23 protein-coding genes and 1 tRNA gene are annotated in these 23,685 nt (G+C 65.8%); 15 read left to right on the forward strand and 9 right to left on the reverse strand.

What is annotated here, in order from left to right; all coding sequences use genetic code 11:
- Positions 1-13 precede the first annotated feature (13 nt).
- From eno to H535_RS0108600, 9 genes are all read left to right on the forward strand, one after another.
- On the forward strand, positions 14-1,294 hold the full coding sequence (gene eno, locus H535_RS0108560; RefSeq protein WP_026819229.1) for a phosphopyruvate hydratase: 1,281 nt from the start codon (positions 14-16) through the stop codon (positions 1,292-1,294).
- Between the two features lie 77 nt (positions 1,295-1,371).
- Complete coding sequence (locus H535_RS0108565; RefSeq protein WP_026819230.1) at positions 1,372-2,274, forward strand: FtsB family cell division protein; 903 nt, start codon at positions 1,372-1,374, stop codon at positions 2,272-2,274.
- 42 nt (positions 2,275-2,316) lie between these two features.
- Positions 2,317-2,952: a DUF501 domain-containing protein gene (locus H535_RS24325; RefSeq protein WP_211236559.1), complete on the forward strand. Its 636-nt coding sequence runs from the start codon at positions 2,317-2,319 to the stop codon at positions 2,950-2,952.
- Positions 2,949-3,908: a Ppx/GppA phosphatase family protein gene (locus tag H535_RS0108575; protein ID WP_026819231.1), complete on the forward strand. Its 960-nt coding sequence runs from the start codon at positions 2,949-2,951 to the stop codon at positions 3,906-3,908. The genes H535_RS24325 and H535_RS0108575 overlap by 4 nt, the downstream gene beginning before the upstream one ends.
- The gene (locus H535_RS24330; RefSeq protein WP_051298848.1) at positions 3,905-5,380 is read left to right on the forward strand and encodes a S8 family serine peptidase; all 1,476 of its coding nucleotides are present in this window, start codon (positions 3,905-3,907) and stop codon (positions 5,378-5,380) included. Before H535_RS0108575 ends, H535_RS24330 begins: the two co-directional genes overlap by 4 nt.
- A gap of 64 nt (positions 5,381-5,444) precedes the next feature.
- Positions 5,445-6,905 (forward strand): NAD(P)/FAD-dependent oxidoreductase, encoded by a 1,461-nt coding sequence (locus H535_RS24335; RefSeq protein ID WP_051298893.1) that lies wholly within the window; start codon positions 5,445-5,447, stop codon positions 6,903-6,905.
- Positions 6,906-6,944: 39 nt separating this feature from the next.
- On the forward strand, positions 6,945-7,379 hold the full coding sequence (locus H535_RS24340) for a hypothetical protein (protein WP_155838624.1): 435 nt from the start codon (positions 6,945-6,947) through the stop codon (positions 7,377-7,379).
- 120 nt (positions 7,380-7,499) lie between these two features.
- Positions 7,500-7,572, forward strand: a tRNA-Leu gene (locus tag H535_RS0108595).
- 161 nt (positions 7,573-7,733) lie between these two features.
- Positions 7,734-8,567: a Bax inhibitor-1/YccA family protein gene (locus H535_RS0108600; RefSeq protein WP_026819233.1), complete on the forward strand. Its 834-nt coding sequence runs from the start codon at positions 7,734-7,736 to the stop codon at positions 8,565-8,567.
- Between the two features lie 112 nt (positions 8,568-8,679).
- Here H535_RS0108600 and H535_RS0108605 read toward each other — a convergent pair whose 3' ends face one another.
- From H535_RS0108605 to H535_RS0108625, 5 genes are all read right to left on the reverse strand, one after another.
- Positions 8,680-9,903, reverse strand: a complete 1,224-nt coding sequence (locus H535_RS0108605; RefSeq protein ID WP_026819234.1) for an acetyl-CoA C-acetyltransferase — start codon at positions 9,901-9,903, stop codon at positions 8,680-8,682.
- Positions 9,904-9,990: 87 nt separating this feature from the next.
- Positions 9,991-10,563, reverse strand: coding sequence for a nitroreductase family protein (locus H535_RS0108610; protein ID WP_035768873.1), 573 nt, complete (start codon positions 10,561-10,563; stop codon positions 9,991-9,993).
- A gap of 109 nt (positions 10,564-10,672) precedes the next feature.
- On the reverse strand, positions 10,673-11,842 hold the full coding sequence (gene galK / locus H535_RS0108615) for a galactokinase (protein ID WP_026819236.1): 1,170 nt from the start codon (positions 11,840-11,842) through the stop codon (positions 10,673-10,675).
- Positions 11,839-12,963, reverse strand: coding sequence for a galactose-1-phosphate uridylyltransferase (galT, locus tag H535_RS24345; protein ID WP_051298850.1), 1,125 nt, complete (start codon positions 12,961-12,963; stop codon positions 11,839-11,841). Before galT ends, galK begins: the two co-directional genes overlap by 4 nt.
- Positions 12,960-13,760 carry a DeoR/GlpR family DNA-binding transcription regulator gene (locus tag H535_RS0108625; RefSeq protein ID WP_211236560.1) on the reverse strand — a complete coding sequence of 267 codons (801 nt, stop codon included), beginning with the start codon at positions 13,758-13,760 and terminating at the stop codon, positions 12,960-12,962. Before H535_RS0108625 ends, galT begins: the two co-directional genes overlap by 4 nt.
- A 263-nt stretch (positions 13,761-14,023) precedes the next feature.
- Between H535_RS0108625 and H535_RS24350 the strand changes: the two genes are divergently transcribed.
- A complete protein-coding gene (locus H535_RS24350) occupies positions 14,024-14,953 on the forward strand; it encodes an aldose 1-epimerase family protein (RefSeq protein ID WP_035768875.1) in 930 nt (309 codons plus the stop codon).
- 80 nt (positions 14,954-15,033) lie between these two features.
- A complete protein-coding gene (gene ilvA / locus H535_RS0108635) occupies positions 15,034-16,272 on the forward strand; it encodes a threonine ammonia-lyase (protein WP_425387269.1) in 1,239 nt (412 codons plus the stop codon).
- A gap of 406 nt (positions 16,273-16,678) precedes the next feature.
- Here the strand turns inward: ilvA and H535_RS0108640 are convergent, their stop codons facing one another.
- From H535_RS0108640 to H535_RS0108650, 3 genes are all read right to left on the reverse strand, one after another.
- The gene (locus tag H535_RS0108640) at positions 16,679-16,930 is read right to left on the reverse strand and encodes a hypothetical protein (protein ID WP_155838625.1); all 252 of its coding nucleotides are present in this window, start codon (positions 16,928-16,930) and stop codon (positions 16,679-16,681) included.
- A 12-nt stretch (positions 16,931-16,942) separates the two neighbouring features.
- Positions 16,943-17,434, reverse strand: coding sequence for a transcription elongation factor GreA (greA, locus tag H535_RS0108645; RefSeq protein ID WP_026819240.1), 492 nt, complete (start codon positions 17,432-17,434; stop codon positions 16,943-16,945).
- Positions 17,435-17,694: 260 nt separating this feature from the next.
- Positions 17,695-18,141 carry a DUF4307 domain-containing protein gene (locus tag H535_RS0108650; protein WP_026819241.1) on the reverse strand — a complete coding sequence of 149 codons (447 nt, stop codon included), beginning with the start codon at positions 18,139-18,141 and terminating at the stop codon, positions 17,695-17,697.
- A gap of 54 nt (positions 18,142-18,195) precedes the next feature.
- Here H535_RS0108650 and mca point away from each other — a divergent pair, with 54 nt between their 5' ends.
- From mca to H535_RS0108665, 3 genes are read left to right on the forward strand one after another with little or no spacing between them, the layout of a single operon-like run.
- Complete coding sequence (gene mca / locus H535_RS0108655) at positions 18,196-19,146, forward strand: mycothiol conjugate amidase Mca (RefSeq protein WP_051298852.1); 951 nt, start codon at positions 18,196-18,198, stop codon at positions 19,144-19,146.
- A 46-nt stretch (positions 19,147-19,192) separates the two neighbouring features.
- Positions 19,193-19,669, forward strand: coding sequence for a hypothetical protein (locus H535_RS28955; protein WP_211236561.1), 477 nt, complete (start codon positions 19,193-19,195; stop codon positions 19,667-19,669).
- Positions 19,670-19,672: 3 nt separating this feature from the next.
- The gene (locus tag H535_RS0108665) at positions 19,673-21,787 is read left to right on the forward strand and encodes a thioredoxin domain-containing protein (protein ID WP_026819243.1); all 2,115 of its coding nucleotides are present in this window, start codon (positions 19,673-19,675) and stop codon (positions 21,785-21,787) included.
- 80 nt (positions 21,788-21,867) lie between these two features.
- Here H535_RS0108665 and trhA read toward each other — a convergent pair whose 3' ends face one another.
- The gene (gene trhA / locus H535_RS0108670; protein ID WP_081416539.1) at positions 21,868-22,593 is read right to left on the reverse strand and encodes a PAQR family membrane homeostasis protein TrhA; all 726 of its coding nucleotides are present in this window, start codon (positions 22,591-22,593) and stop codon (positions 21,868-21,870) included.
- 128 nt (positions 22,594-22,721) lie between these two features.
- Here trhA and H535_RS0108675 point away from each other — a divergent pair, with 128 nt between their 5' ends.
- Positions 22,722-23,483, forward strand: a complete 762-nt coding sequence (locus H535_RS0108675; protein ID WP_026819245.1) for an isoprenyl transferase — start codon at positions 22,722-22,724, stop codon at positions 23,481-23,483.
- Positions 23,484-23,685: the final 202 nt, after the last annotated feature.

Consider the following 23,685-nt stretch of genomic DNA (forward strand, 5'->3'; position numbering starts at 1 on the left):
CAGGAGCTTCTTCATGGCCGTTATTGACGCCATCCATGCACGCGAAATTCTGGATTCCAGGGGCAATCCCACCGTTGAAGTCGAAGTGCTGCTCGACGACGATACGTTCGGCCGCGCCGCCGTCCCTTCCGGCGCCTCCACCGGGCAGTTCGAGGCCGTGGAACGCCGCGACGGGGACAAGCATCGTTACTTGGGCAAGGGCGTGACCCAGGCGGTTGAAGCCGTGATGGACCAGATCGGCCCGGCACTGCAGGGCTATGACGCCGCGGACCAGCGCACCATTGACCAGATCATGATCGACCTGGACGGGACCGAGAACAAGTCCAACCTGGGTGCGAACGCCATGCTCGGAGTTTCGCTGGCCGTCGCCCGCGCCGCCGCGGAATCCTCCGCCCTGCCGCTGTACCGCTACCTCGGCGGACCGAACGCCCACCTGCTGCCGGTGCCGCTGATGAACATCCTCAACGGTGGCTCGCATGCCGACTCCGACGTCGACATCCAGGAATTCATGATTGTGCCCCACGGGGCATCCAGCTACTCCGAGGGTCTGCGCTGGGGAGTCGAGACCTACCACAGCCTCAAGGCCGTGCTGAAGGAAAAGGGGTTGGCCACCGGACTGGGCGACGAGGGCGGCTTCGCCCCCAACCTGTCTTCGAACCGTGAGGCCCTTGACCTGATCACCACGGCAATCGAGCGCGCCGGCTACACCCCCGGCAAGGACATCGCCTTCGCCCTCGATGTCGCCTCCAGCGAGTTCTACTCCGACGGCGCTTACCAATTTGAGGGCAAGTCCCGCACGTGGGAGGAAATGGCCGCCTATTATGAGGAGCTGGTCAAGGATTACCCGCTGGTCTCCATCGAGGATCCGCTGGACGAGGATGACTGGGACGGCTGGGCGTCGCTGACCGCAGCCTTGGGCGATAAGACCCAGCTGGTGGGCGACGACCTGTTCGTGACCAACCCGGAACGGCTCAAGCGGGGGATCGACTCCAAGAGCGCCAACTCGCTGCTGGTCAAGGTCAATCAGATCGGCACGCTGACCGAGACGCTGGATGCCATTTCGATGGCGCAGCGCGCCGGATTCACCACCATCACCTCCCATCGCTCCGGCGAAACCGAGGACACCACGATTGCCGATATCTGCGTGGCGACCAACGCCGGGCAAATCAAGACCGGTGCTCCGGCACGGTCGGAACGGGTGGCCAAGTACAATCATCTGCTGCGCATCGAAGAGGAGCTGATGGACGCCGCGCGGTATGCCGGATTGTCCGCCTTCCCGCGTTTCTCAGCGTAGTCGCGGGTTCGGCTCGCTATCGTGGAGGGTAGCCGGCAGACCCCCTGCCAGCGAACACGCCGAACGCAAGGAGAACGATGTCCACCCGTCGTCCCAATGTGCCCCGGGCCGCAAAAAGCGCCCGGTCCACGTCCGGCGGACAGGCGGGTGGCAGCGGTGTTGCCGACGGTGCCGGTGATCGTTCCAGGGGTCCTGCCGAGTCGCGCGTGAAGAACCGCGTGGAGACCGGCGACGACGTCATTTCCGCGGAGGTGCTGCACCCCGACTTCGGCTCGGGTGGCAAAGACGGTGGCAGAGAGGCAAGCAAGGCGACTGAAAAAGACGGCGGCAAAGCGACCGGCAACAACAACCGAAAAGACGCTGCCGGCGGCACCGGCACCGGCTCCGGCACCGCAGCCAAGGCGCCGTCCGGCAAGGCGCCGTCCGGCAAGAAGTCCCGGTCCTCGGCCGCCGCCCGCCGGGCCTCCGAACGCGACAGCGCCAAGTTCGCAGTGCGCCAGCCGGTGGTCAGCTGGAACAGGAACGAACCAGGGGCCGAAGGCAGCGGCACGGGCAATGGCACCGCGGGCGACGCCGGTTCCGCGGCCGGTGGCGAGCCGGTTCCGGCCAAGTCGTTTTCGGGCAGATTGCTCGCCCTCGCCGTCGTCCTCATCGCCATGGTCGTGATCCTCGCCCCCACCGTGCAGACGTATGTGGAACAGCGCATGGAGATCAACGCGCTGCAGTCGGACATATCGGCCCAGCAGGCCGAGCAGGACAGGCTGCAGACTCAACTCTCCCGTTGGGAGGACCCCGCTTACATCAAGCAGCAGGCCCGTAAGCGGCTGTTTTTGGTAATGCCCGGTGAAACGAGATACTTGGTGGTGGGCGCAGACGAGGCGACGCAACCCGAACAGGCCCCGTCGCCGCCGACCGGTGACGAAGACGATCCATGGGTCGATGCGCTCTTCGAATCAATCAAACGCTCAGCCACTGACTGAATCCGCCGGCGAACCTTGCCGGCTGCGCGGGAAGGAACCTCGTTGACCGAACACTGGCGAACCGTTCAGGACGGTGACCTGGACACGCTCAGCCGGCAGCTGGGGCGCCCGGTGCGCGACGTCGTCGAAATCGGTGCCCGCTGTGTCTGCGGCAACCCGCTGGTGGCCACCACGGCGCCACGGCTGAGCAAGGGGATCCCGTTCCCGACGACGTTCTACCTCACCCATCCGGTGGTCACGGCGGCCGTGTCACGGCTGGAGGCATCGGGACTGATGAGCGAAATGAGCGAACGGCTCACCCGCGACGAGGACCTGGCCGGACGTTACGTTCAAGCCCACGAACACTACCTGGCCACCCGCGACGAGATCGGCCGGCGCAGCGGGGTGGGCGCGGTGCCGGAAATCGCCGGCGTCTCCGCCGGCGGCATGCCTGAACGGGTGAAATGCCTGCACGCACTGGTGGCCCACTCGCTGGCAGCCGGTCCGGGCGTCAATCCCCTGGGCGACGAGGCGTTGGAACCCTTGGCACCGTGGTGGACCCGGGACCGGTGTTACTGCGACGGGGCGTGGGATACGGCCGGGCCGGTGCCGTCCAAGGACCTCAGCCGGCATGTGCGGACCCAGGAACAGGCCGGCGACAACTCACGGCGGGACAATAGCCCACGGAAGGATGCCTGATGCGCGTTGGCGCCATCGATTGCGGAACGAATTCCATCCGGTTGCTGATAGCCGACGTCGACGACGGCCGGCTCACTGATGTGGTGCGGATGATGCGGGTGGTGCGGCTCGGACAGGGCGTGGACGCCACCGGGCGGCTCGCCGCCGAGTCCTTGGAGCGCACCTTCGCCGCCGCCGAAGAATACGGAGCGCTGCTCGAAGAACACGGGGTCGGGCGGCTGCGCTTTGCCGCCACGTCGGCCACCCGGGACGCCGAAAACCGCCAGGACTTTGTGGACGGTATCGTCGCCCGGCTGGGAGTCGAACCCGAGGTGATCACCGGGGATGAGGAAGCGGCATTGTCTTTCGCCGGCGCGGCCAGTGTGCTCGAGGCCGGCCGGGCGGAGCCCGTGCTGGTGATCGACCTGGGCGGGGGAAGCACCGAATTCGTGCTCGGCGCCGGCGGCGGCGTCACCGCCGCGGCCAGTGTCGACGTCGGGTGCGTGCGGCTGACCGAGCGGCACCTGCACGACGATCCACCCACTTCGGAGCAGATCGGGGCGGCGGTTGCCGACGTCGACGCCGTCATCGACGAGGTGGCAAAGACGGTTCCGCTGGACTCGGCCGCCACCGTCGTCGGAGTTGCCGGATCTGTCACGACAGTGACTGCTCATGCCCTCGGGCTGGACAGCTACGACCGGAACGCCATTCACGCCGCCGAACTGGACATTGACCGGATCGCAGGCGTGGCTTCCGGGCTGCTGAACATGCCGCGCTCCGAACGGGCAGATTTGCCGTACATGCACCCCGGCCGGGTGGACGTGATCGGCTCCGGTGCGCTGATCTGGGAACGGATCCTGCGCCGACTCCAGGCGATGACGGACGGGCAGGTACGTACCGCCATTGCCAGTGAGCACGACATTCTCGACGGCATTGCGCTCAGTGCCGCCGACGCGACGTCGAACGGGGCTGCATGAAGCGCCGGCCGTCCCGTAGCGCGGCCGTCCGGGTTGCCACTGCCGGCGTCGTCTGCGCCTTGGCCGGCGGCCTGGCCGTTGCTCCCGCTGCGGTGGCCGAGGACGGGATCCGGGAGCGCCAGTACTGGCTCGACGAATACGGCATCCGCGACGCCTGGGACGAATCCAAGGGATCCGGGGTCAAGGTCGCAGTGATCGACAGCGGGATCGACGGCGATCATCCGGACCTGCAAGGGGCCATCGCAGGCGGGACCGATGTGTCCGGATCCGGTCATCCCCAAGGCCTGGAAGGGCTGGGCGACTCGCCCGAGCACGGCACCCTGGTGGCCACCCTGCTGGCCGGACGGGGCCATTCGTCCGGGTCGCAGGACGAGGGGGCGAACGACGGCGCGAACGACGGCGCGAACGACGGCAACGACGGGGGCCAGGACGGCACGAGTTCCCCGCAGTCAGGGTCCCCGGAAGCAGACTACACAGGCCCCGGCAACGGCCCCGACGGCATCATTGGCGTGGCGCCGCAGGCCAAGATCCTCAGCGTCTCAGCCTGGCTGGGTGTGGAGAAGCCCAATCCTTCCGGGAAAAGCGTTGACCAGCAGATTCCCGAGGCCGTGCGTTGGGCCGTGAACCACGGTGCGGACATCATCAATATGTCGCTGGGAAGCACCTCCACGTCCTGGCCGCGGAGCTGGGACAAGGCGTTCCTCTACGCCGAAAAGAATGATGTGCTGATTGTCGCCGCGGCCGGCAACCGGGGCGCCGGGATGGAACAGGCCGGGGCTCCGGCGACCATCCCCGGCGTGCTCGCCGTCGCCGGGGTGGACCGCAATCGGAAGGCCAGCTGGGATTCTTCGTCCCAGGGCATCACGATCGGCGTGGCGGCCCCCGCGGAGGATTTGGTCGGCGGACTGCCCGGCGGGGGATATGCGTTGTGGTCGGGTACCTCCGGTGCGGCCCCGATCGTTTCAGGCGTTGCGGCGCTGATCCGGTCCAAGTGGCCGGACATGAGCGCCAACCAGGTGATCAAACGGATCATTGCCACCGCCGACGACGCCGGTCAGCCGGGCAACGACGTGATCTATGGCTATGGGCTGCTGGACGCCGAGGCGGCGCTGACGGCCGACGTCCCCCAGGTGCAAAGCAACCCGTTGGGCACCACGCTGGCTGAATGGGTCCGGCTGCACCGGCCTGCCGATCAGTCCACTGTGCCGTCGGAAGCTCCGCTGGCCACCTCCGGCCCTCAAGCACCGACGATTCCCGTACCGGATGCCCCTGCTGCGATTGAACCGGCCCGACTGGATGAGGACCTGCCGCGTGCGATCGTGATCGGGTTCGCGGCGCTGATTGGCGTCGTCGTCATCGCCGCAGTGGGGCATGTGGTGTACCTGCGGCGCCGTGACGCGGCCGCTGGACGAGGTCCGCAACAAGGCCCCGGACAAGCCTCCGGACAAGACCCCGGAGTCGGCCCCGAATAAGCCCCCGGACAGAATCCCGACCTCCTTTCGTGAAGATTTTCACAAAGTCTTGTACCATGAAGCTATGGCATCGAACCCACAGCTTCAGGATCGTCCGCGCGTACTTATCGTTGGAGGCGGATACGTAGGTTTCTATGCGGCCATGCGGCTGCAGAAGAAAATCAAGGCCAGCGGCGGCATCGTGACCGTCGTCGACCCCTTGCCGTACATGACGTACCAGCCGTTCCTGCCGGAGGTTGCAGGCGGCAACATCGAGGCCAGGCACGCGGTGGTGTCGCACCGCCGCCACCTGAAGGACACCGAACTGATCGACGGCGAGGTCGTCAGCATCGACCACAAGGCCCGCAAGGCATTCGTCCGGCTCTCGGAAGAGGAAACCATCGAAATCCCGTACCAGGACATCATCATGTCCGCCGGCGCGGTGACCAAGACCTTCCCGATTCCCGGACTCGCTGAACACGGCATTGGCTTCAAGACCATTGAAGAAGCCGTGGCACTGCGCAACCGCGTGCTGGAGAAGATCGAGGAAGGGTCGGCCGAGGGGGACGACCCGGTCCGCCGTCGCGCCCTGACGTTCGTGCTGGTCGGGGGCGGCTTCGCCGGCATCGAGGCCATTGCCGAACTCGAAGACCTGGCCCGTGCCGCCATCCGCCGCAACCCCCGGATGACCATGAAGGACGTCCGCTTCGTCCTCGTCGAGGCGATGGGCCGCGTGATGCCCGAGGTCACCGAGGCGCAGGCCGAGGGCGTGGTGGAACATCTGCGCGAGCGCGGCATCGAGGTCATGCTCAATACCTCGCTGGCCAGTGTCGAGGACCGCACGCTCAAGCTGATCAACATGCCGGATAAGTCCCCGGCCGCCGAATTCGAAGCAGACACGCTGATCTGGACCGCCGGTGTGCGCGCCAACCCGCTGGCAACCGAGAGCGATTTCCCGGTGGACGATCGCGGCCGCATCAAGTCCGGCGCCGACCTGCGCATTACCGGAGACGATGGTCCGGTCGACAATGCCTGGACCGCAGGCGACGTCGCTGCTGTCCCGGATCTGTCCGGAGGCGGCGTCGGTGGCTACTGCGTACCGAACGCCCAGCATGCAGTCCGCCAGGCGAAGCACCTGGCAGCCAACCTGCTGGCCGCCCGCGAGGGGCAAGAGGTGACCGACTACAAGCACACCAACCTCGGTGCCGTGGCCGGATTCGGCCTGGGCAAAGGCGTAGCCAACGTATTCGGCTTCGGCTTCTCCGGGCTGCCCGCCTGGTTAATGCACCGCGCTTACCACGGCACGGCCATTCCTACGCTGGAGCGGAAACTGCGGGTGTTCTCCGGCTGGTTCTGGAACCTGGTGCTCAGCCGCGACACCACGCAGCTGGAAGACCTGGAACGCCCACGTGCGGCCTTCTACGCCGCGGCCGCTCCTGCCAAGAAGAAGGACGACGGCGCCGACAAGGCGCAGTCCAGCCAAGGTTCGAAGAAGCCGGGCGAGAAGTCCGAAGTTGGTTCCGGATCCGGCGGGTCGGCCAAGTAACCCGGTCCGGGCATTCCGGCACCACCCCGGATTCCATTGTTGATTCGACCTGAGACCGCGGGGGACCGTCCCGGTATCCTCGCGCTCACCGGTGCTGCCTTCGCCGTGGCCGACCGGCCCGGCGAAGTGCCGGTCGAGGTCGGCTTGTATGAGCAGCTCTTCGACTGCGATGAATACATCCCGGAACTGTCCCTGGCGGCCGTAAAGCGCGGGGAACGGGCGATCATGCTGCTCGGGAGCACTGAGTACTATCCCCGGTTCGGATTCGTCCCGGCGTCGGAATTGGACATTGAGCCACCGGAGGCAGCATGGGGCGACCATTTCCAGGCGTTGCTGTTGCCGGTACTCCGCACTGGGGTCGGCATACGGGACGCTGGAGCGGATCACAGCCGTGGTTTGCCACCGGCGGCTGGCCCGCCGGAACCGCCGGTGTCGGGTACGTTCCGTTACGCGGCCCCGTTCAACGACCTGTAGCCGGCGGCGTCGTAAGCTGCAGTACCAGCCTGCACTGCAGTGGCACCGTAACGTGAAACTCCAGCGCCGTGCAGCGCCGGCATCTAGTACGCTTTAGCAGGTATTCCTTTTCGCCTTCGCGCCCCAGTAGCCCAACGGCAGAGGCGGCGGACTTAAAATCCGTTCAGTGTGGGTTCGATTCCCACCTGGGGCACTGTAAATTTCTTCCGGCATCCGGGAGCAAAACCGCCGTCTCATACGTTCACCTGAAAGAACGGTGTACGCGGCGCGACCTGAGCGCTGTGCCGGTTCGGAACAGTAATGGCGGCTGATACGATCTAGTCATCGCAACGCCCCTGAGATGGAGGATAATTCATGGCATTCGGTGGAAACCCGGTGTTCAATAACAACAAGAGTTTCCGAAGCCAGCCTGCAGGCCGGGCAAGCACGGGCTCGGCAACGATGGCTAACCAGACCCAGCTTTCCAGCGAGCAGCTGCAGGAGCTCTACAACCAGCCATCAGCTGGCCCGGTGAAGACCGGCCGGATGACCTACGACGACGTCATCATCAAGACCATCGGCTGCCTGGCCGTGCTGGTCGGCGGCGCCATCGTCGGTGCCATGTTCCCGATCCTGATGTGGATCGGCCTGATCGGCGGCCTGGTCCTCGGCCTGGTCAACGCGTTCAAGAAGGAACCGTCCCCGGCCCTGATCATCGGCTACGCGGTGCTCGAGGGCATGTTCGTCGGCGGCCTGTCCGGCATCCTCGAATCAATCTATCCGGGGATCGTGTTCCAGGCAGTGCTGGGCACCTTGGTGGTCTTCGGCGTAACCTTCGCGCTGTTCAAGAGCGGCAAGGTCCGCGCCTCACCGAAGGCGATGAAGTTCTTCATGATCGCCATTTCGGCCTATGCGTTGTTCTCGCTGATTAACGTCGGCATGATGATGTTCGGCGCCACCGAATCTGCCTGGGGGCTTCGCACCGACGTGGAAATCTTCGGCATTCCGCTGGGGGTCTTCATAGGCATCCTCGCCATCGGGCTGGCGGCTTTCTCCCTGATTATCGACTTCACCGCGATCGAGCAGGGCGTCCGCAACGGCGTCCCGCAGAAGTATTCCTGGACCGCCGCCTTCGGACTGACGGTCACACTGGTCTGGCTCTACGTGGAGATCCTGCGGCTGCTGGCCATCCTCCGCGGCAGCGACTAAACACCTCACGCCCGGCCGGCTCTCCATCGCCTGACCGGGTGCGACAACATGCTGATGGCTCCTGTGCGCAGGAGCCATCAGCATTTAAGCCCGCCTCAGCTGAGCCGCCACCTCAGCTGAGCCGCTCCACTATAAGCGCCATACCCTGGCCACCGCCGACACACAACGTGGCCAACCCCAGGTTTCCATCGGTCGTCGTCAGCCCATTGAGCAATGTGGTGGTCATCCGCACGCCGGTCATGCCGAACGGATGCCCCAGGGCAATTGCGCCGCCGTGCACGTTGAGCTTGTCGTGGTCGATTCCCAGCTCCCGGGCACTTGCGACCACCTGCACGGCGAAGGCTTCGTTGAGCTCGACGAGGTCGATATCGCCGATGGACATTCCGGCCCGGGCCAGCGCCTTCCGGGTCGCCTCAATCGGGCCAAGCCCCATGATCTCGGGCGACAACGCGCTCACCGAGGTGGAGACGATCCGTGCCAGCGGCGTCAGGCCGAGTTCGGCGGCCCGCTGATCGCTCATTACGACCATGGCGGCGGCGCCGTCATTGAGCGGGCAGGCATTGCCCGCGGTGACGGTTCCGTCCTCGCGGAACACGGGAGAGAGCTGGCTGACCGCGTCCATCGTGACGCCGGCCCGCGGTGAATCATCCTTGTCGAAGACGGAACCGTCCGCCAGCGTGTAGGGGGTGATCTCCCGTGCGTAGAACCCGTTCTTGATCGCCGCCTCGGCACGGTTCTGGCTGAGCACGCCCCACTCGTCCTGCTCCGCGCGGCTGATGCCCAGCGAGGTGGCGACATTCTCTGCGGTCTGTCCCATAGATGTGTAAATGTCGGGCAGCGCACCGTCGCTGCGGGGGTCGCTCCACCGGGTGTTGCTCTTCGCCTGGGCCTTGGTGCGTGCTTCCGCGTCGGCGAACTTCGGATTGTGGTTGGATGCGTCGGTCTCTCCCGCGCCGGCCCAGTTCTGGTATCTGGAGACGGATTCGACGCCGGCGGAGACAAACGCACTGCCCTCACCCGCTGCGATGGCATGGTGGGCCATCCGCAGGGTCTGGATGCTGGAGGCGCAGAACCGGTTGACGGTGGCGGCGGGGACACCGTCCATCCCGGCCAGCACTGACGCGACCCTGGCCATGTTGGATCCGGCTTCGCCGCTGGGTTCGGCACAGCCCAGGTAGATGTCGTCGAGGCGGCCGCGGTCGAGTTCCGGCACCTTGTCCAGCGCCGAACCGATCATTGCCGCCGCCAGGTCATCGGGGCGTTCGCCTGCCAAGGAGCCCTTGAACGCCCGACCTATGCCGCTGCGCGCTGCCGATACGATTACTGCCTCTGCCATTGCTGTTCCTTCCGCATGCACGTCAAGCGCGTCATCCCGGCCACGCGCGTCATCCTCGTCAACTAAACACGGCCGTCGTGACCGACGTTACTCCTGAGGCAGCCGGGTGAGGAATTCGTCCGGGTCGGGACGCTTCTTGGCCTTGGAAGATGAGCCGGGCTTGATGCCGCCGACGTAGAGCCAGCCGAGCAGCCGGTCGCGCTTGTGCAGGCCATACAGCCTCCTCACCGCTTTGGTGTCCGTGCCCGATCCGGTCCGCCACATCACGCCCCACCCGGCGGCGAACAATGCCAGCTCCAGCAGATGTGCCGCGCCCGAGGCCACCGCCTCCTGCTCCCATTTGGGCAGGCTGGAACTGCGGCGTTCGGCGATAACGGCCAGCAGCAGCGGCGCCCGGGTGGTCTTCTTTCTCAGCTTTGCCACCGCCTTGGGATCCTGCTCATGGCGTTTGCCCAGGTCGCCGCGGGCCAGCGCATCACCGACCCGGAGGCGCTCATCGCCACGGTGGACCACCAGCCGCCACGGCCGCAGGCCCTTATGGTCGGCGACCGGTACGACGGCGGCCAGTAGCCGGGCGAGCTCGTCGTCGTCGGGCGCCTGTTCCGTGACCGACGACGAGGAGCGGCGGGCGGCCATGGTCTCCAGGAAGTCGTTGCTCATGGCTCTATTGTCGACCCTGAAGCCGGGTTTTTCACGGGGTCTCGGTGCGGGTCTCGGTGCGGGGTCTCCACGCGGTCGCTGGCGCTCCCTTGGTCGACCACCGGGTGGTTCAGTCGATGCGGCGGGCGCCGGCCGCGGGCTGGACGGCGAATACATCCGGCGCAGTGAACGAGGCACCGGCGAACGCAGCGGCGACCGCGTCGCTGACCTGCTGCGCGCGGTCCACCGGCGTCAGGGCGATGGCCGAGCCGCCGAAGCCGCCGCCGGTCATCCGCGCTCCGATGGCCCCGTGCTCGCGGGCGGTTTCCACCGCCAGGTCCAGTTCCGGGCAGGAGATCTCGAAGTCGTCCCGCATGGACACATGGCTGGAATCGAGCAGCTCCCCGATGGCCGCCGGTCCTTCGGCGGCAAGGACCTGGCAGGTGCGCCGGACCCGCTCGTTTTCGGTGACGACATGCCGGACCCGGCGGAAGGTCTCCTCGTCCAGCAGCTCCCTGGCTTGCGGCAGGCCGGACGGGGCCAATCCGCGCAGCGAAGAAAGTCCAAGCGCGGCAGCGCCCCGCTCGCAGGAGGCGCGCCGGTCCGCATATCCGCCGGTGGCGTGCGAGTGCGAAACCTTGGTGTCGATAATCTGCGCCACCAGCCCGGTGCCGGCCAGATCGAGCGGGACGAGTTCGGAGTGCTGCGACTGGCAGTCCAGGAACACCGCCGATCCTGCCGCGCCGAGCAGCGAGGCGGACTGGTCCATGATCCCCGTGGGGGCGCCGACGACGTCGTTCTCCGCGCGCTGGCCGATCAATACGAGTTCGGCGGCCGACAGTCCCGCTGCGGCCAGTTCGTTGACCGCCACCGCAGCGGCGCACTCAATGGCTGCCGACGACGACAAGCCCGCACCGACCGGCACATCCGAGTCGAACAGCATGTCCATGCCGGGCACGTCCACCGATGCTTCGCGCATCGACCACACCACGCCCAACGGATAGGCCGACCAACCGCTGACCGACCCCGGGGCCAGCCCGCCGACGTCGGCCGTGACAGCGCCATCGGAATCGAATCCGGACAGCACCCGGACACGGCCGTCCGCCCGGCGCCGCACCGCGACCCGGGTGGAGCGGTCGATGGCGAATGGCAGCACGAAACCCTCGTTGTAATCGGTGTGCTCGCCGATCAGGTTCACTCGTCCGGGCGCGGACCAGATGCCTTCCGGCGGGTGCCCGAAGGCGCTGGTGAACCGTTCGGCCAATGTGGCCGCTCCCGCCGTCGGGCTTGCCGTGCTCATTCGGCCACCTCCCGCAGTCGCCGGGCCACATCTTCTGGCGTGGTGTCGTTGATGAAGGCACCCATCGCCGCTTCCGACCCGGCCAGGAACTTCAGCTTGTCCGCCGCCCGCCGCGGTGAGGTCAGCTGCAGGTGGAGCCGCGAGGCCTCACGCAATCCCGGCTGCAACGGCGCCTGGTGCCAGGCGGCGATGTAGGGCATCGGGGTGCCGTACAGCCTGTCGAACCGCGACAGCAGATCCAGGTAGACACCGGCCAGTTCCTCCCGCTCGGCTCCGGTGAGCGCGGCGAAGTCGGGCACGTGCCGGTGGGGGACCAGATGCACTTCGACCGGCCAGCGGGCGGCAAACGGGACGTAGGCGCTGAAGTGGTCGCTGCGCAGCACCATCCGCGATCCGTCTTCCTGCTCTTTGCCCAGGATGGAGCCGGTCAGCGTGCTGGTGCCGCCGGAAGCCTCAAAGTGCCGGTGCGCGGCCGCGGCCATCACCGCGGACTTCGCCGGGATGTACGGGTAGGCGTAAATCTGTCCATGGGGGTGGTGCAGGGTGACGCCGATTTCCGAGCCCCGGTTCTCGAAGGGGAAGACCTGCTTCACGCCGTCCAGCGCGGACAGTTCTGCGGTGCGGTGTGCCCAGGTGTCGATGACGGTCAGCGCTCGTTGCGGCGACAGGTCGGAGAAGGAACCGGTGTGCTCGCTGGTGAACGCGACGACTTCGCAGCGACCGAACGACGGCGCGGCGATGCCCCACTGCGGATCGCCTGTGCCAGCGCCGGTGCCGGGAACAGCGCCGGTGCCCGGACCGAACGAGGGGAATCGGTTCTCGAAAACCGCGACGTCGTATTCAGCCGCTGGGATCTCCGACGGGTTGGCCTGAGTCGTCGGGCACAGCGGGCACTGGTCCGCCGGAGGCAGGTACGTCCTGGTCTGCCGGTGCGCGGCGATCGCCACCCAGTCGTCGTTCAGCGCGTCGTAGCGCAGTTCGCCGGTGCAGCCCCGCGCGTCGAGGGGGCGCCGGTCGCGGACCAGTTCGCCGGTGCGGTGCAGATCCGCCGTCTGCTGTGCCTCGTCGAAGTAGATCAGTTCCCGGCCGTCGGCCAGCCGGGTGGGGGTCACAATCGTCATGCGGTCTCCGTTCCGTGTTCAGCTGTGCCGGCTCCGGTGGTGGTCACAACGCGTCCGACGCCGTGCGAGTAGTTCTCAGCGGCGGCGCCGGTGGGGAGGTGGTCGGTCACCAGGGTCCCGACGTCGTGCAGCGGCACGATGCCCGCCAGGGCCGTGACGCCGAATTTGGTGTGGTCGGCCAGCACCACCAGCTCAGCGGCCGAGGCGGCGAAGGCGCGGTTCGTTTCGGCTTCGTGCACATTCGGGGTGGACAGGCCATGTTCGACGTCGAGGCCATGCACGCCCATGAAGCACAGGTCCACGTGCAGGTTACTGATCGCCGCGGTGGCAACGGGGCCCACCAGCGCCTCGGAAGGAGTGCGTTCCCCGCCGGTGAGGATGACAGTGGCGGAGGAGTCGGTGTGCAGCACGTCGGCCACCTTGATCGAATTGGTTACCACGGTGAGGTTTTCCACCCCGGTCAGTCGGGCCGCGAGCCGGTAGGTGGTGCTGCCCCCGGTCAGCGAGACAGTCATCCCGTCCGCCACCAGCCTCGCAGCGGCGCCGGCGATGGCGGTCTTGGCTTCAGTTTCCCGGTCAAGATTGAGTTGGAAACCGGGTTCGACGGCGGCAAGCGGCTGAATGCGGACGGCCCCACCATGGACCTTCCGCAGCGAACCGGCCACGTGCAACGTCTCGATGTCGCGGCGCACGGTCATCTCGGACACGGCCATAGCGGCGGCAAGTTCGCCTACCCTGACAGCCTCGCGTTGCTCCAGTTCACGCAGGATGTAACGGTGACGCTCGGGGACGAGCATGGCACCTCCTTCCCCCATGGCAGAGCCACCGGCGGACCTAGTGGAACAAAAGCGATAGAAAACAAACAAATTCTAACACGGAAGCCGTCCCGCGGGAGGTGAGGATCGAAGGGACGGCATCGCGGCGGCACCGCGGATGTCACTGCCCCGCGGATGTCGGCGGCACCGCGGATGTCACTGCCCCGCGGATGTCGGCGGCACCGCGGATGTCATAGACCAAAGTCGATGAGCCGCCGTCGTCCCTTCAGCGGTACCGTAGTGTCATGGCCGATCATACGAACCAGCACCTGTGGCCGGCCACCGGCGCGCAGTATCAGATCAGCCGCGGCGATGCCCGGGTGACGGTTGCCGAATTGGCTGGGTCCCTGCGGTCATTTCGGCGCGGCGGTGTTGAGCTGACCGAGACTTATCCTGACGACAGCGTTCCTCCCGCGGGCGCGGGCATTCTGCTCGCTCCGTGGCCCAATCGCGTCGCGGACGGGCAGTGGACGTTCGAAGGACGGCAACAGCAACTCGACATCACCGAAGTCGACCGGAACAACGCCATCCACGGGTTGCTGCGCAATGCCGGGTACCAGCTGGTGGAGCACGCCCGGAGCAAGGTAGTGCTGGCGGCGACGATTTTCCCGCAGCACGGATATCCGTTCCACGCCGAGCACCAGGCAACATATGAACTCGACGGCGACCAGGCGTTGACGGTCACACAGCAGCTGGTCAACCGGTCCGGCGTCGACATCCCTTTCGCCGTGGGCGCTCACCCGTATCTGCGGATCGGCGACATCCCCTCCGAGGAACTGACTCTCACGATTAACGCCGGCACGCGGTTGGCGACCAACGACCGGTTGATCCCCACCGGAACGGAGCCGGTTGCCGGCAGTTTCGACCTGCGCGAAGGCCGCAAGGTTGCCGACCTTGACCTGGATACCTGCTTCACGGATCTGGCCTTCGACGACGGACGCTGCAGTCACACGCTTTCCGCGGACGACGGGCGCACCGTTACCCTGTGGATGGACGAGGAGTTCGCCTATACCCAGGTTTTCGTCACCGACCAGTTCCCGGGCCGGGCCAAGGCGGTGGCCATGGAACCGATGACGGCCCCGGCAGACGCCTTCAACTCCGGCGACGGGTTGCGCTGGCTGGAACCGGGCGGGATGTTCCGCGCCGCCTGGGGAATCAGCGCGGATCTTGGCTGATGCCGATGCGGGCCTTTGGGCCAGCCAATCCCGACGGACAGCGAATTGCATTGTGATCCCAGCAGGAAAGAGGCATTGAGGTGACTGACACAGGCGGCTTGCCGGTGACCCTGAAAGACGTGGAAGCGGCTCGGGATCTGCTCGAGGGGGTCACCGAGCTGACGCCGATCGAGAGCTCGAGGGCGCTGGGCCGGCAGACCGGCTCCGAAGTGTACTTCAAATGCGAAAACCTGCAGCGGGCCGGCTCCTTCAAGGTCCGGGGAGCTTATGTCCGGATGGCGCGGCTGAGGGCGGAGGAGCGGGCGCGCGGCGTGGTGGCGGCGTCGGCCGGTAATCATGCTCAAGGCGTGGCGGTGGCTGCCAGCAAGCTCGGCATCAAGGCCAGAATCTTCATGCCCGTTGGTGTCGCGCTGCCTAAACTCGCGGCCACGCGCGGCCATGGAGCCGAGGTCATCCTGCACGGCCACACCGTCGATGAAGCGCTCGCGGAGGCGCAGCGCTATGCCGACGACACCGGATCGGTGTTTGTGCACCCCTTCGACAACGTCGACGTCGTCGCCGGGCAGGGCACCATCGGGCTGGAGATCCTCGAGCAGGTCCCGCACGTGGACACCATCCTGATGGGCGTCGGCGGCGGGGGACTGATGGCCGGAACCGCCGTCGCCGTCAAGGAAAAGGCCGCCGAACTGGGCAGGCATATCAACATCATCGGCGTGCAGGCGGAGAACGCCGCCGCCTACCCGCCGTCGCTGGCCGCCGATGCGCTGGTTCCGTTGCAAAGAGTCTCAACGATGGCCGACGGGATTGCAGTGGGGCGTCCCGGCCAGCTGCCGTTCACCATCATTAAGGAAATGGTCGACGACGTCGTCACCGTCAGCGAGGACGCGCTCGCCCGGGCGCTGATCTTCCTGCTGGAACGGGCCAAGATGGTGGTTGAACCCGCCGGTGCGGTGGGCGTGGCCGCGCTGATGGAGGGCAAGATCGAAAATCCGGGCACCACGGTGGCGCTGCTCTCCGGCGGCAACATCGACCCGATGCTGATGTTGAAGGTGATCCAGCGCGGTCTGTCGGCCGCCGGGCGGTTCATGACCATCCGAATGATGCTCGGCGACCGTCCCGGGTCATTGGCAACTATTTCCCGGATCATCGCCGAAACCGACGCCAACGTCACGGGCGTCGACCACACCCGGCTCGGCGGTTCGATCAGCATGGGGGATGTTTCCATCACCGTGGACATCGAGACCAAGGGCCATGACCACTGGGACCAGGTACTGGAGCGGCTGCGCGCGGAAGGGTTCAACCCCGTCGTCGTGCACTGAACCGTGATGTGAATTCCCCGGTCTTGGGCCGCTGCGACCGGGTGAATGCCCGGTCTGGGCCCCTGCGACCGGAAATGCCCGCTCCGACCGGAAATGCTGCCAACGGGGACTCACCATCCGCGGCGCGGTGGATGGAGAATCCCAAACCGCAGCATTTTCGGGACTGGACTCCGGATTTCTACGGAATCTTCCGACTTCCCTCCGCTTTGGGACATTTGACCGGCGGCGCCGCCGGTCAAATGTCCCAAAGCGGAGCAGAATGCGTGGATGACTGTCTCGTGATGGATGACTGTCTCGTGAACGACTGTGCGGTAGGTGACAGATTGCGCCGATGACGGCGGTGCCCACCCGGGACGCCGCTCGTGCCGGGCGCGACCTACGCCACGCCGGCAGCGCTCACCACGTCCTACTTATCCCGCTTTGACCAGTCCCGCCGTCGTCCGCTGAGCCAGAAACGACCGCGTCCACCGCCCACGAAATACGTCAGGTAGCACAACAGGAAGGTGAAGAAGATGAAGGCCGGAACAATCCCCGGACGAGTGTTCATCCAGGGATTGCTGAAGCCGATAATGATCAACACGATGGTGACCACGCCGCACACTATGGAGGCGATGAACAGCGCCTTCACCAGCGCGGACATCCGTGTGAAGCCCTTCAATGCACAGGGTTCCTAGCCGGTGAATGGCTTGGCGGAGACGATCTCCACCTCAATGTCCTTGCCGTTCGGCGCCTGGTACGAGCCCTTCTCGCCGACCTTCATGCCGTGGATGGAAGCACCGAGCGGCGACTTTTCACTGAAGACCTGCAGGTCGGTTTCACCGGCGATTTCGCGGCTGCCGAGCACGAACTTTTCCTCGTCGCCGGCGACCTTGGCCACCACGAGCATCCCTGCCTCCACGATCCCGTCATCTGCCGGGGACTCGCCGACGTGCGCATTGCGGAGAAGATCGGTCAGGTGGCGGATGCGCGCCTCGATCTTGCCCTGCTCCTCCTTGGCGGCGTGATAGCCGCCGTTCTCCTTCAGGTCTCCCTCGGAGCGGGCTTCTTCGATCTTCCTTACGACTTCAATGCGGCCGGTGCCGGACAGGTGGTCCAGCTCCGCCTTCAGCCGGTCGTGGGCCTCCTGGGTGAGCCAGGCTACGGATGCGTCAGTAGTAGACACGACTTCTCCTTCGGTTACTGCTCGTCGCTGTTCTGTGTCAGTCCAGCGCGGTGACTGCTCAGCGGCCCTGTCTGCTCAAGGCCCATAATGCAAAGCACCCGCCGTCTGTCCTGGCTGCGACATTCTTTGCAGTGCCGGACGCGGCGGGCGGAACGTATTACCTGCTATTTTAGTCAGTTTTGCCCGCCAAACCCAACACCAGCGGCCAAAAGCGTACCAACGTGCCGGTTTAAGACCCCCGCAGTCGGGTGTGACGTCCGTTATTCGACGGCCCAGCAAGTGTCGACGCCGCCGCTTACGCCGAGCGATTCGGTGCGCAGCCCGGTGGTTTCGACGGTGGTGCGATCATCGTTCGGGCCCTCGGAGGGGGCAGTCGGGCCGATGGTGACCACCTTCCATCCAACGATGGCGAAACTCGAGTTCAGTATCCTTACCGCGCATTTGGCGGTGGTCTCCGGCTCCTTGGACACCCGGAAGTCGACGGTGCCGTAGGTGGAGTCGACGATGTTGTACCCGACGTTCTTGGACGTAACTTGAGGACTGGCGGAGGTGATGGCGATGATGCCCATCAGGGCTGCCCCAACGACCAGAGCCGCGCCGATCAGGATCCAGCGTGCCCGGCGCGACAGCCGCCGCTTGGGCGAGCCGTAGCGATTGGCTAGGCTTGAGGGTGAGGATTGCTCGGAGGAAGTGTGTGTGGCGCTCACGGGTAATTTCTTTGCGGTATGGGAATTGGTCCCAGTTTACCGCGTCTTATCCCCATGGATATTCAGGAGGAAATTCCTTTGTCTCTTTCGGCAGAATCCCGGTCCGCGGCGTCCGGACCGGACACCGGGTTGCGATTGCTGGCGGTGCACGCACATCCGGATGATGAATCGAGCAAGGGTGCCGCGGTGATGGCCAGCTACGCGGCTGCCGGCGCCGAAGTCATGGTGGCGACCTGCACCGGTGGAGAACGCGGTTCAGTGTTGAACGAAGCTGTCGCCGACGAGGCGCACGCCCTGCGTGACCTCCCCGGGCTGCGCCGCCTCGAGATGGCCAACGCTGCGGCTGAGCTCGGCATCCAGCACCGTTGGATAGGTTTCACCGACTCCGGCCTGCCCGAGGGAGACCCGCTGCCGGAACTGCCGGCAGGCTCGTTCGCGGTGGCGCCGCTGGAACGTGCGGCGGCACCATTGGTGCGGCTGGTCCGGGAGTTCAAGCCGCATGTGATCCTCAGCTACGACGAAAAGGGCGGCTATCCCCACCCGGATCACATCATGGCCCACAAAGTGACGGTTGAAGCCTTCAACGCTGCCGGAAGCCCGGACGCCTACCCGGGACTTGGCGAACCGTGGGAACCGGCGAAGCTCTATTACGACCGTGCGTTCAATCCGCACCGGTTCCGGGCCCTGCATTTCGCCTTGGAAGAGGCCGGACTTCAGTCGCCGTATGCCGAGCGGATTGCAGCCTGGTCCGAGTCCGACGCCGAGGGGCACCAGGCTACGCCGGGCGGACACCAAACCACCACGCAGATCGATTGCGGCGACTACTTCGAACATCGTGACCGGGCCCTGCTGGCACACCGGACCCAAGTTGCTCCCGGGAGCTTTTTCTTCGCTGTTTCGGCCGACATGCAGCGGCGGGTGTGGCCATGGGAGGATTACACGCTGATCGAATCAAAGGTGAAGACCCAACTGCCGGAGAACGACTTCTTCGTGGGCATACGATAGAACCAGTGCCCGACAACGCCGTGCCCCATCGATAGAAAGCAGTACAGTGCAAAATCTCCTGGTGTCCATGGCCACCGCCGAACCGTCCCCGGGGGAGGATCTGCGCGAAGGGCTGGACCCGGAAATGGTCACCCCTGGGACACTCGGATTCCTGGCGACGCTGTTTGTCGTCATAGCTGTCATCTTCCTGATTCGGGATATGACCAAACGCATTCGCCGTGTGCGCTACCGCGAACAGGTTCAGGCGAGGTCGGAGCAAGCCGATGCTGATGCCGCGGACGGCGCCGACGATGAGCGCAATCCTGGCGGCAAGAGCCCTGATGGCGGAGGCACTGACGGCGGCAGCACCACCGGCGGCGGCAGCACCGACGACGACGGCAGCAGCAACACCGGCGCCGGCATCACCACCGGCGCCGGCGGCCCGGCGGCTGGCACCGACGGCGGCTCAACCGAACGCCCTGACCACGATGATGAGTCCCATACTCAGTCAAGCAACGGGGCGGGACCCGACCGGAAGGGATGAGCCGTGAGTAACAGATTGGCTGGTGAACCGTCGGCGTATCTGCGCCAGCACGCCGACAATCCTGTGCACTGGCGGGCCTTCGGCGACGACGCGTTCGCGGAGGCGGAATCCCGTGACGTGCCGGTCTTCCTCTCTATCGGGTACGCGGCCTGTCACTGGTGCCACGTGATGGCCGGCGAATCGTTCGAAGACGAGGAAACGGCCCGTTATCTCAATGCGAATTTCGTCAGCATTAAGGTCGACCGGGAAGAGCGCCCCGACGTCGATGCCGCGTATATGAACGCCACCCAAATGATGACCGGGCAGGGCGGCTGGCCCATGAGCGTCTTCCTCACCCCGGACGGCCGGGCGTTCTTTACAGGTACCTATTTTCCGCCGCAGCCTGCCCCGGGGATGGCGTCATTCCGCCAAGTGCTCGAAGCGGTGCAGGACGCCTGGACCAACCGCCGGACGCAGGTGGAATCCAGCGCGGATCAGTTGGCGCGGAAACTGGCTGAGGGGCTGGACTTCAACCGGAACCTGCTGGGGCGGGTGAATGCAGCCGGCGACGCCGGCCCGGCTGACAGTACCGGCCCCGCCGTGCAGCTCCCGGAGCCGGGTGAGGACCCGGCAACCGAAGCGGTCCAGGTACTGCTGCGGGACGAAGATCCCGAGTACGGCGGCTTCGGCAATGCGCCGAAATTCCCGCCGTCGCCCGTGCTGGCTTTCCTGTTGAACCATGCGGCCGGGACTTCCTCCACAGCGGCCGACGCGGCCGGGCTTGCTTCCCGCATCCTCGAAGCGATGGCATCGTCGGCCCTGTATGACCAGCTGGCCGGCGGGTTCGCCAGGTACACCGTGGACCGGAAATGGTCGGTTCCGCACTTCGAGAAGATGCTGTACGACAATGTCCAGCTGCTGCGTCTCTATGCACGGTGGAGCCGGCTGCCCGGCCCGCACCGGCAGTTGGCAGGGCGTATCGCCGGCGAAACGGCCGAGTGGATGCTCTCGGAATTGAGCCTTCCCGGCGATGCCTTCGCGTCCTCGCTGGACGCGGACACCGTCGTTGGCGGTGAACATGTGGAAGGGGGCAGCTACATCTGGAGCCCCGCCGGGCTGGCCGATGTGCTCGGCGATGACGACGGCGGCAAGGTCGCCGATCTGATGGGCGTTGCCGAAGCCGGGACGGTCACCGCGACGGGCTCGGCCCTGCACCCGGGAACTGTGCCCGACGGCGACGACGCCCGGCTGTGGGAGCGTGTTCGTCCGGAGTTGCTGGAGGCCCGGCGGCACCGTGTGCAGCCGGCCAGGGACGAGAAGGTGGTGGCCGGGTGGAACGGACTGGCCGTTGCTGCGCTGGCGGAGGCGGGGGCAATCCTTGACCGCCCGGAGTTGGTCGCGGCGGCGCGGCGCACCGCGGTCTATCTGGCCGAGGTTCATATGGACGACGACGGATCCCTGTTTCGGGTGTCGCATCGGGGGCGGGCCGGGGGCATCGCCGGACTGCTTGAGGACCACGCATTTTGCGCCGAAGGGTTCCTGGCGCTTTACGCGGCCACCGGAGAACATCGCTGGTTCGATCTGGCGTCGCGTCTGCTGTCCACCACCGCGGGCCGGTTCCTCGTCGACGGGCAGCTGCAGGACAGCAGCTCCGAATCACCCCGGCTGCGTAACGCCCAGGGCGGCACTGCCGCCGTCGACCCCGTGGACAACGTGGCCCCGTCAGGAACTGCTGCGTTCGCACAAGCCCTGCTGACCGAGTCCGCCTACAGTGGTTCGGCGCCGAATCGGACGCTGGCCACAGACCTGCTGCGGTATGCCGGACGGTTGGCAGGCAAGGCGCCGCGGGCGGTGGGTTCGGCCTTGGCGGCGTTGGAAGCAGCCGGAGCCGGACCAGTGCAGATTGCCATCACCGGGACGGAAAGCGACGAGCGGCAGGAGATGATCCGCACAGCCTGGGAGTGCCCGTCGCCCGGGTTGGCGCTGGCGGTGGAAAAAGCCGGCGAGACGCCGGTACCGCTGTTGGTTGACCGGCCGGCGGGACCGGATGGCCGCGCACGGGCGTATGTGTGCCGCGATATGCTCTGCCGGTTGCCCGCTGACACGGTGGGGCAGTTGCGCGAACAGCTGGAACTTTGACCTGCGGCCGCTGACGCTGGGCACCCGCGGAGGTCGACGTCGGCAACCTGGCCGGCCGCAACCCCGTCTCTCTGCACCCTTCAGCCGCCGACGCTGAGCACGGCCATCATGATCGCGCTGAAATGCGCGGCGAAAGCGGCGACGGTGAATGCGTGGAACAGTTCATGGAACCCGAACCATTCGACACTGAAGTTCGGCTTCTTCAGCGCGTAGAACACCGCTCCAGCGATATACAACGCACCGCCCACGCAGATCAGCACGGCAGCCGGGAGATGAGCCGCGAAGAAGTCGGGAAGGTAGAACAGCGCCCCGAGGCCCAGCGCAATATATGCGGGGACGTATACCCAGCGCGGGGCGTGGATCCAAAACACCCTGAAGAGCACACCCAGCACTGCGCCGCTCCAGACCAGCCACAATAGCAACGTGGCCGCGTCATGCGGCAGCAACGCCCAAGCCAGCGGCGTGTACGTTCCCGCGATCAGCAGCATGATGTTTGAATGATCGAGGTGCTTGAGGATCAGCTTTGGCTTCGGCGACCAGTTGCCACGGTGATAGACCGCGCTGACTCCGAACAGGATGATACCGGTGAACGCGTAGATCGCGCAGGTGATTTTTCCCGCCGGAGTGGGAGCAACAGCCACCAGGGTGATACCCGCCGCGATCGCCAGGGGAGTGGCGCCGGCGTGCAACCAGCCGCGCCACTTCGGCTTGATATGCAGGGCATCGGCAACCTTTTCAACAGTGTCCTCGATCGGGCCGTCCGTCGAAGAAGCCGTTCCGGAGTCCTGCCGGATGTTGCGGGTCATGGCAAAATCCTAACTTACGGCACCGTAAGTTACTCAACGGTAGCAAGTGAATGACGCCGTCGGGCGGTACGGTGGGAATTGAAAACATCCAGCCCGTTTCGTCGGGAGAAAGCCAGGTGAAGGTCGACGTGAAACTGCCTGGATTGCTCTATGGCCTTTACGAGAAGAAGCTTGTCCGGTCGTTGCAGGCAGACAGGATTCCGGGCCATATCGGTGTGATGGTGGACGGGAACCGGCGCTGGGCGAGGCTGTCCGGAGCCCCCACCCGCGATGGACACCAGGCCGGCGCGGAGAAGATCCACGAATTCCTGGGCTGGTGCGATGATCTCGGCGTCAGAGTTGTCACGCTCTATATGCTCTCCACCGACAACATGAACCGTTCCGCGGAGGAACTGGACCAGCTGATGGGTATCATCGCCGACACTCTGGACCGAATCGGCGGAGAAGACAATGTCCGCGTCCACCCGGTGGGGGCTCCGGAGGTGTTGCCCGAGTATCTGGCCGAGCGACTCAGTTCCCTGGCTGAACGCACGGCATCTGCCACCGGCCTGCATGTGAACGTGGCCGTCGGCTATGGCGGCCGCCGTGAGATCGTCGACGCCGTCAGGGAACTGCTGCGCGATGCTGACGCCAATGGAACGCCGTTGCGCCAGCTGGCAGATGAACTGTCGGTGGAGAACATCTCCGAGCATCTGTACACCCGCGGCCAGCCCGATCCGGACCTGGTCATCCGGACCTCGGGGGAGCAACGGCTCTCCGGGTTCCTGATGTGGCAAAGCGCCTACAGCGAATTCTATTTCTGCGAGGCACTGTGGCCGGATTTCCGTCGCACCGATTTCCTGCGCGCGCTGCGTGATTTTGCCCGCCGGCAGCGCCGGTTCGGCGGCTGAAACAGCCGGGGCGGCAACCGGCAGATTACCCGCCACCCGCAGCGTTACCGGCACTGCACTTAACCTTTGCCGCGAATTTACTTCGACACATGCGCGAAATGAGCTGCGCCGTCGTGCGCCGCGCGTAATGTCAGAAGTGTCAGTCAGCAACAATGCAGATTGATCGGGAGGCCACAGGAGAATGCGCACGCCAGCGTTCACC

The sequence above is a fragment of the Arthrobacter castelli DSM 16402 genome, from assembly GCF_000430705.1.
Lineage (GTDB): Bacteria > Actinomycetota > Actinomycetes > Actinomycetales > Micrococcaceae > Arthrobacter_C > Arthrobacter_C castelli.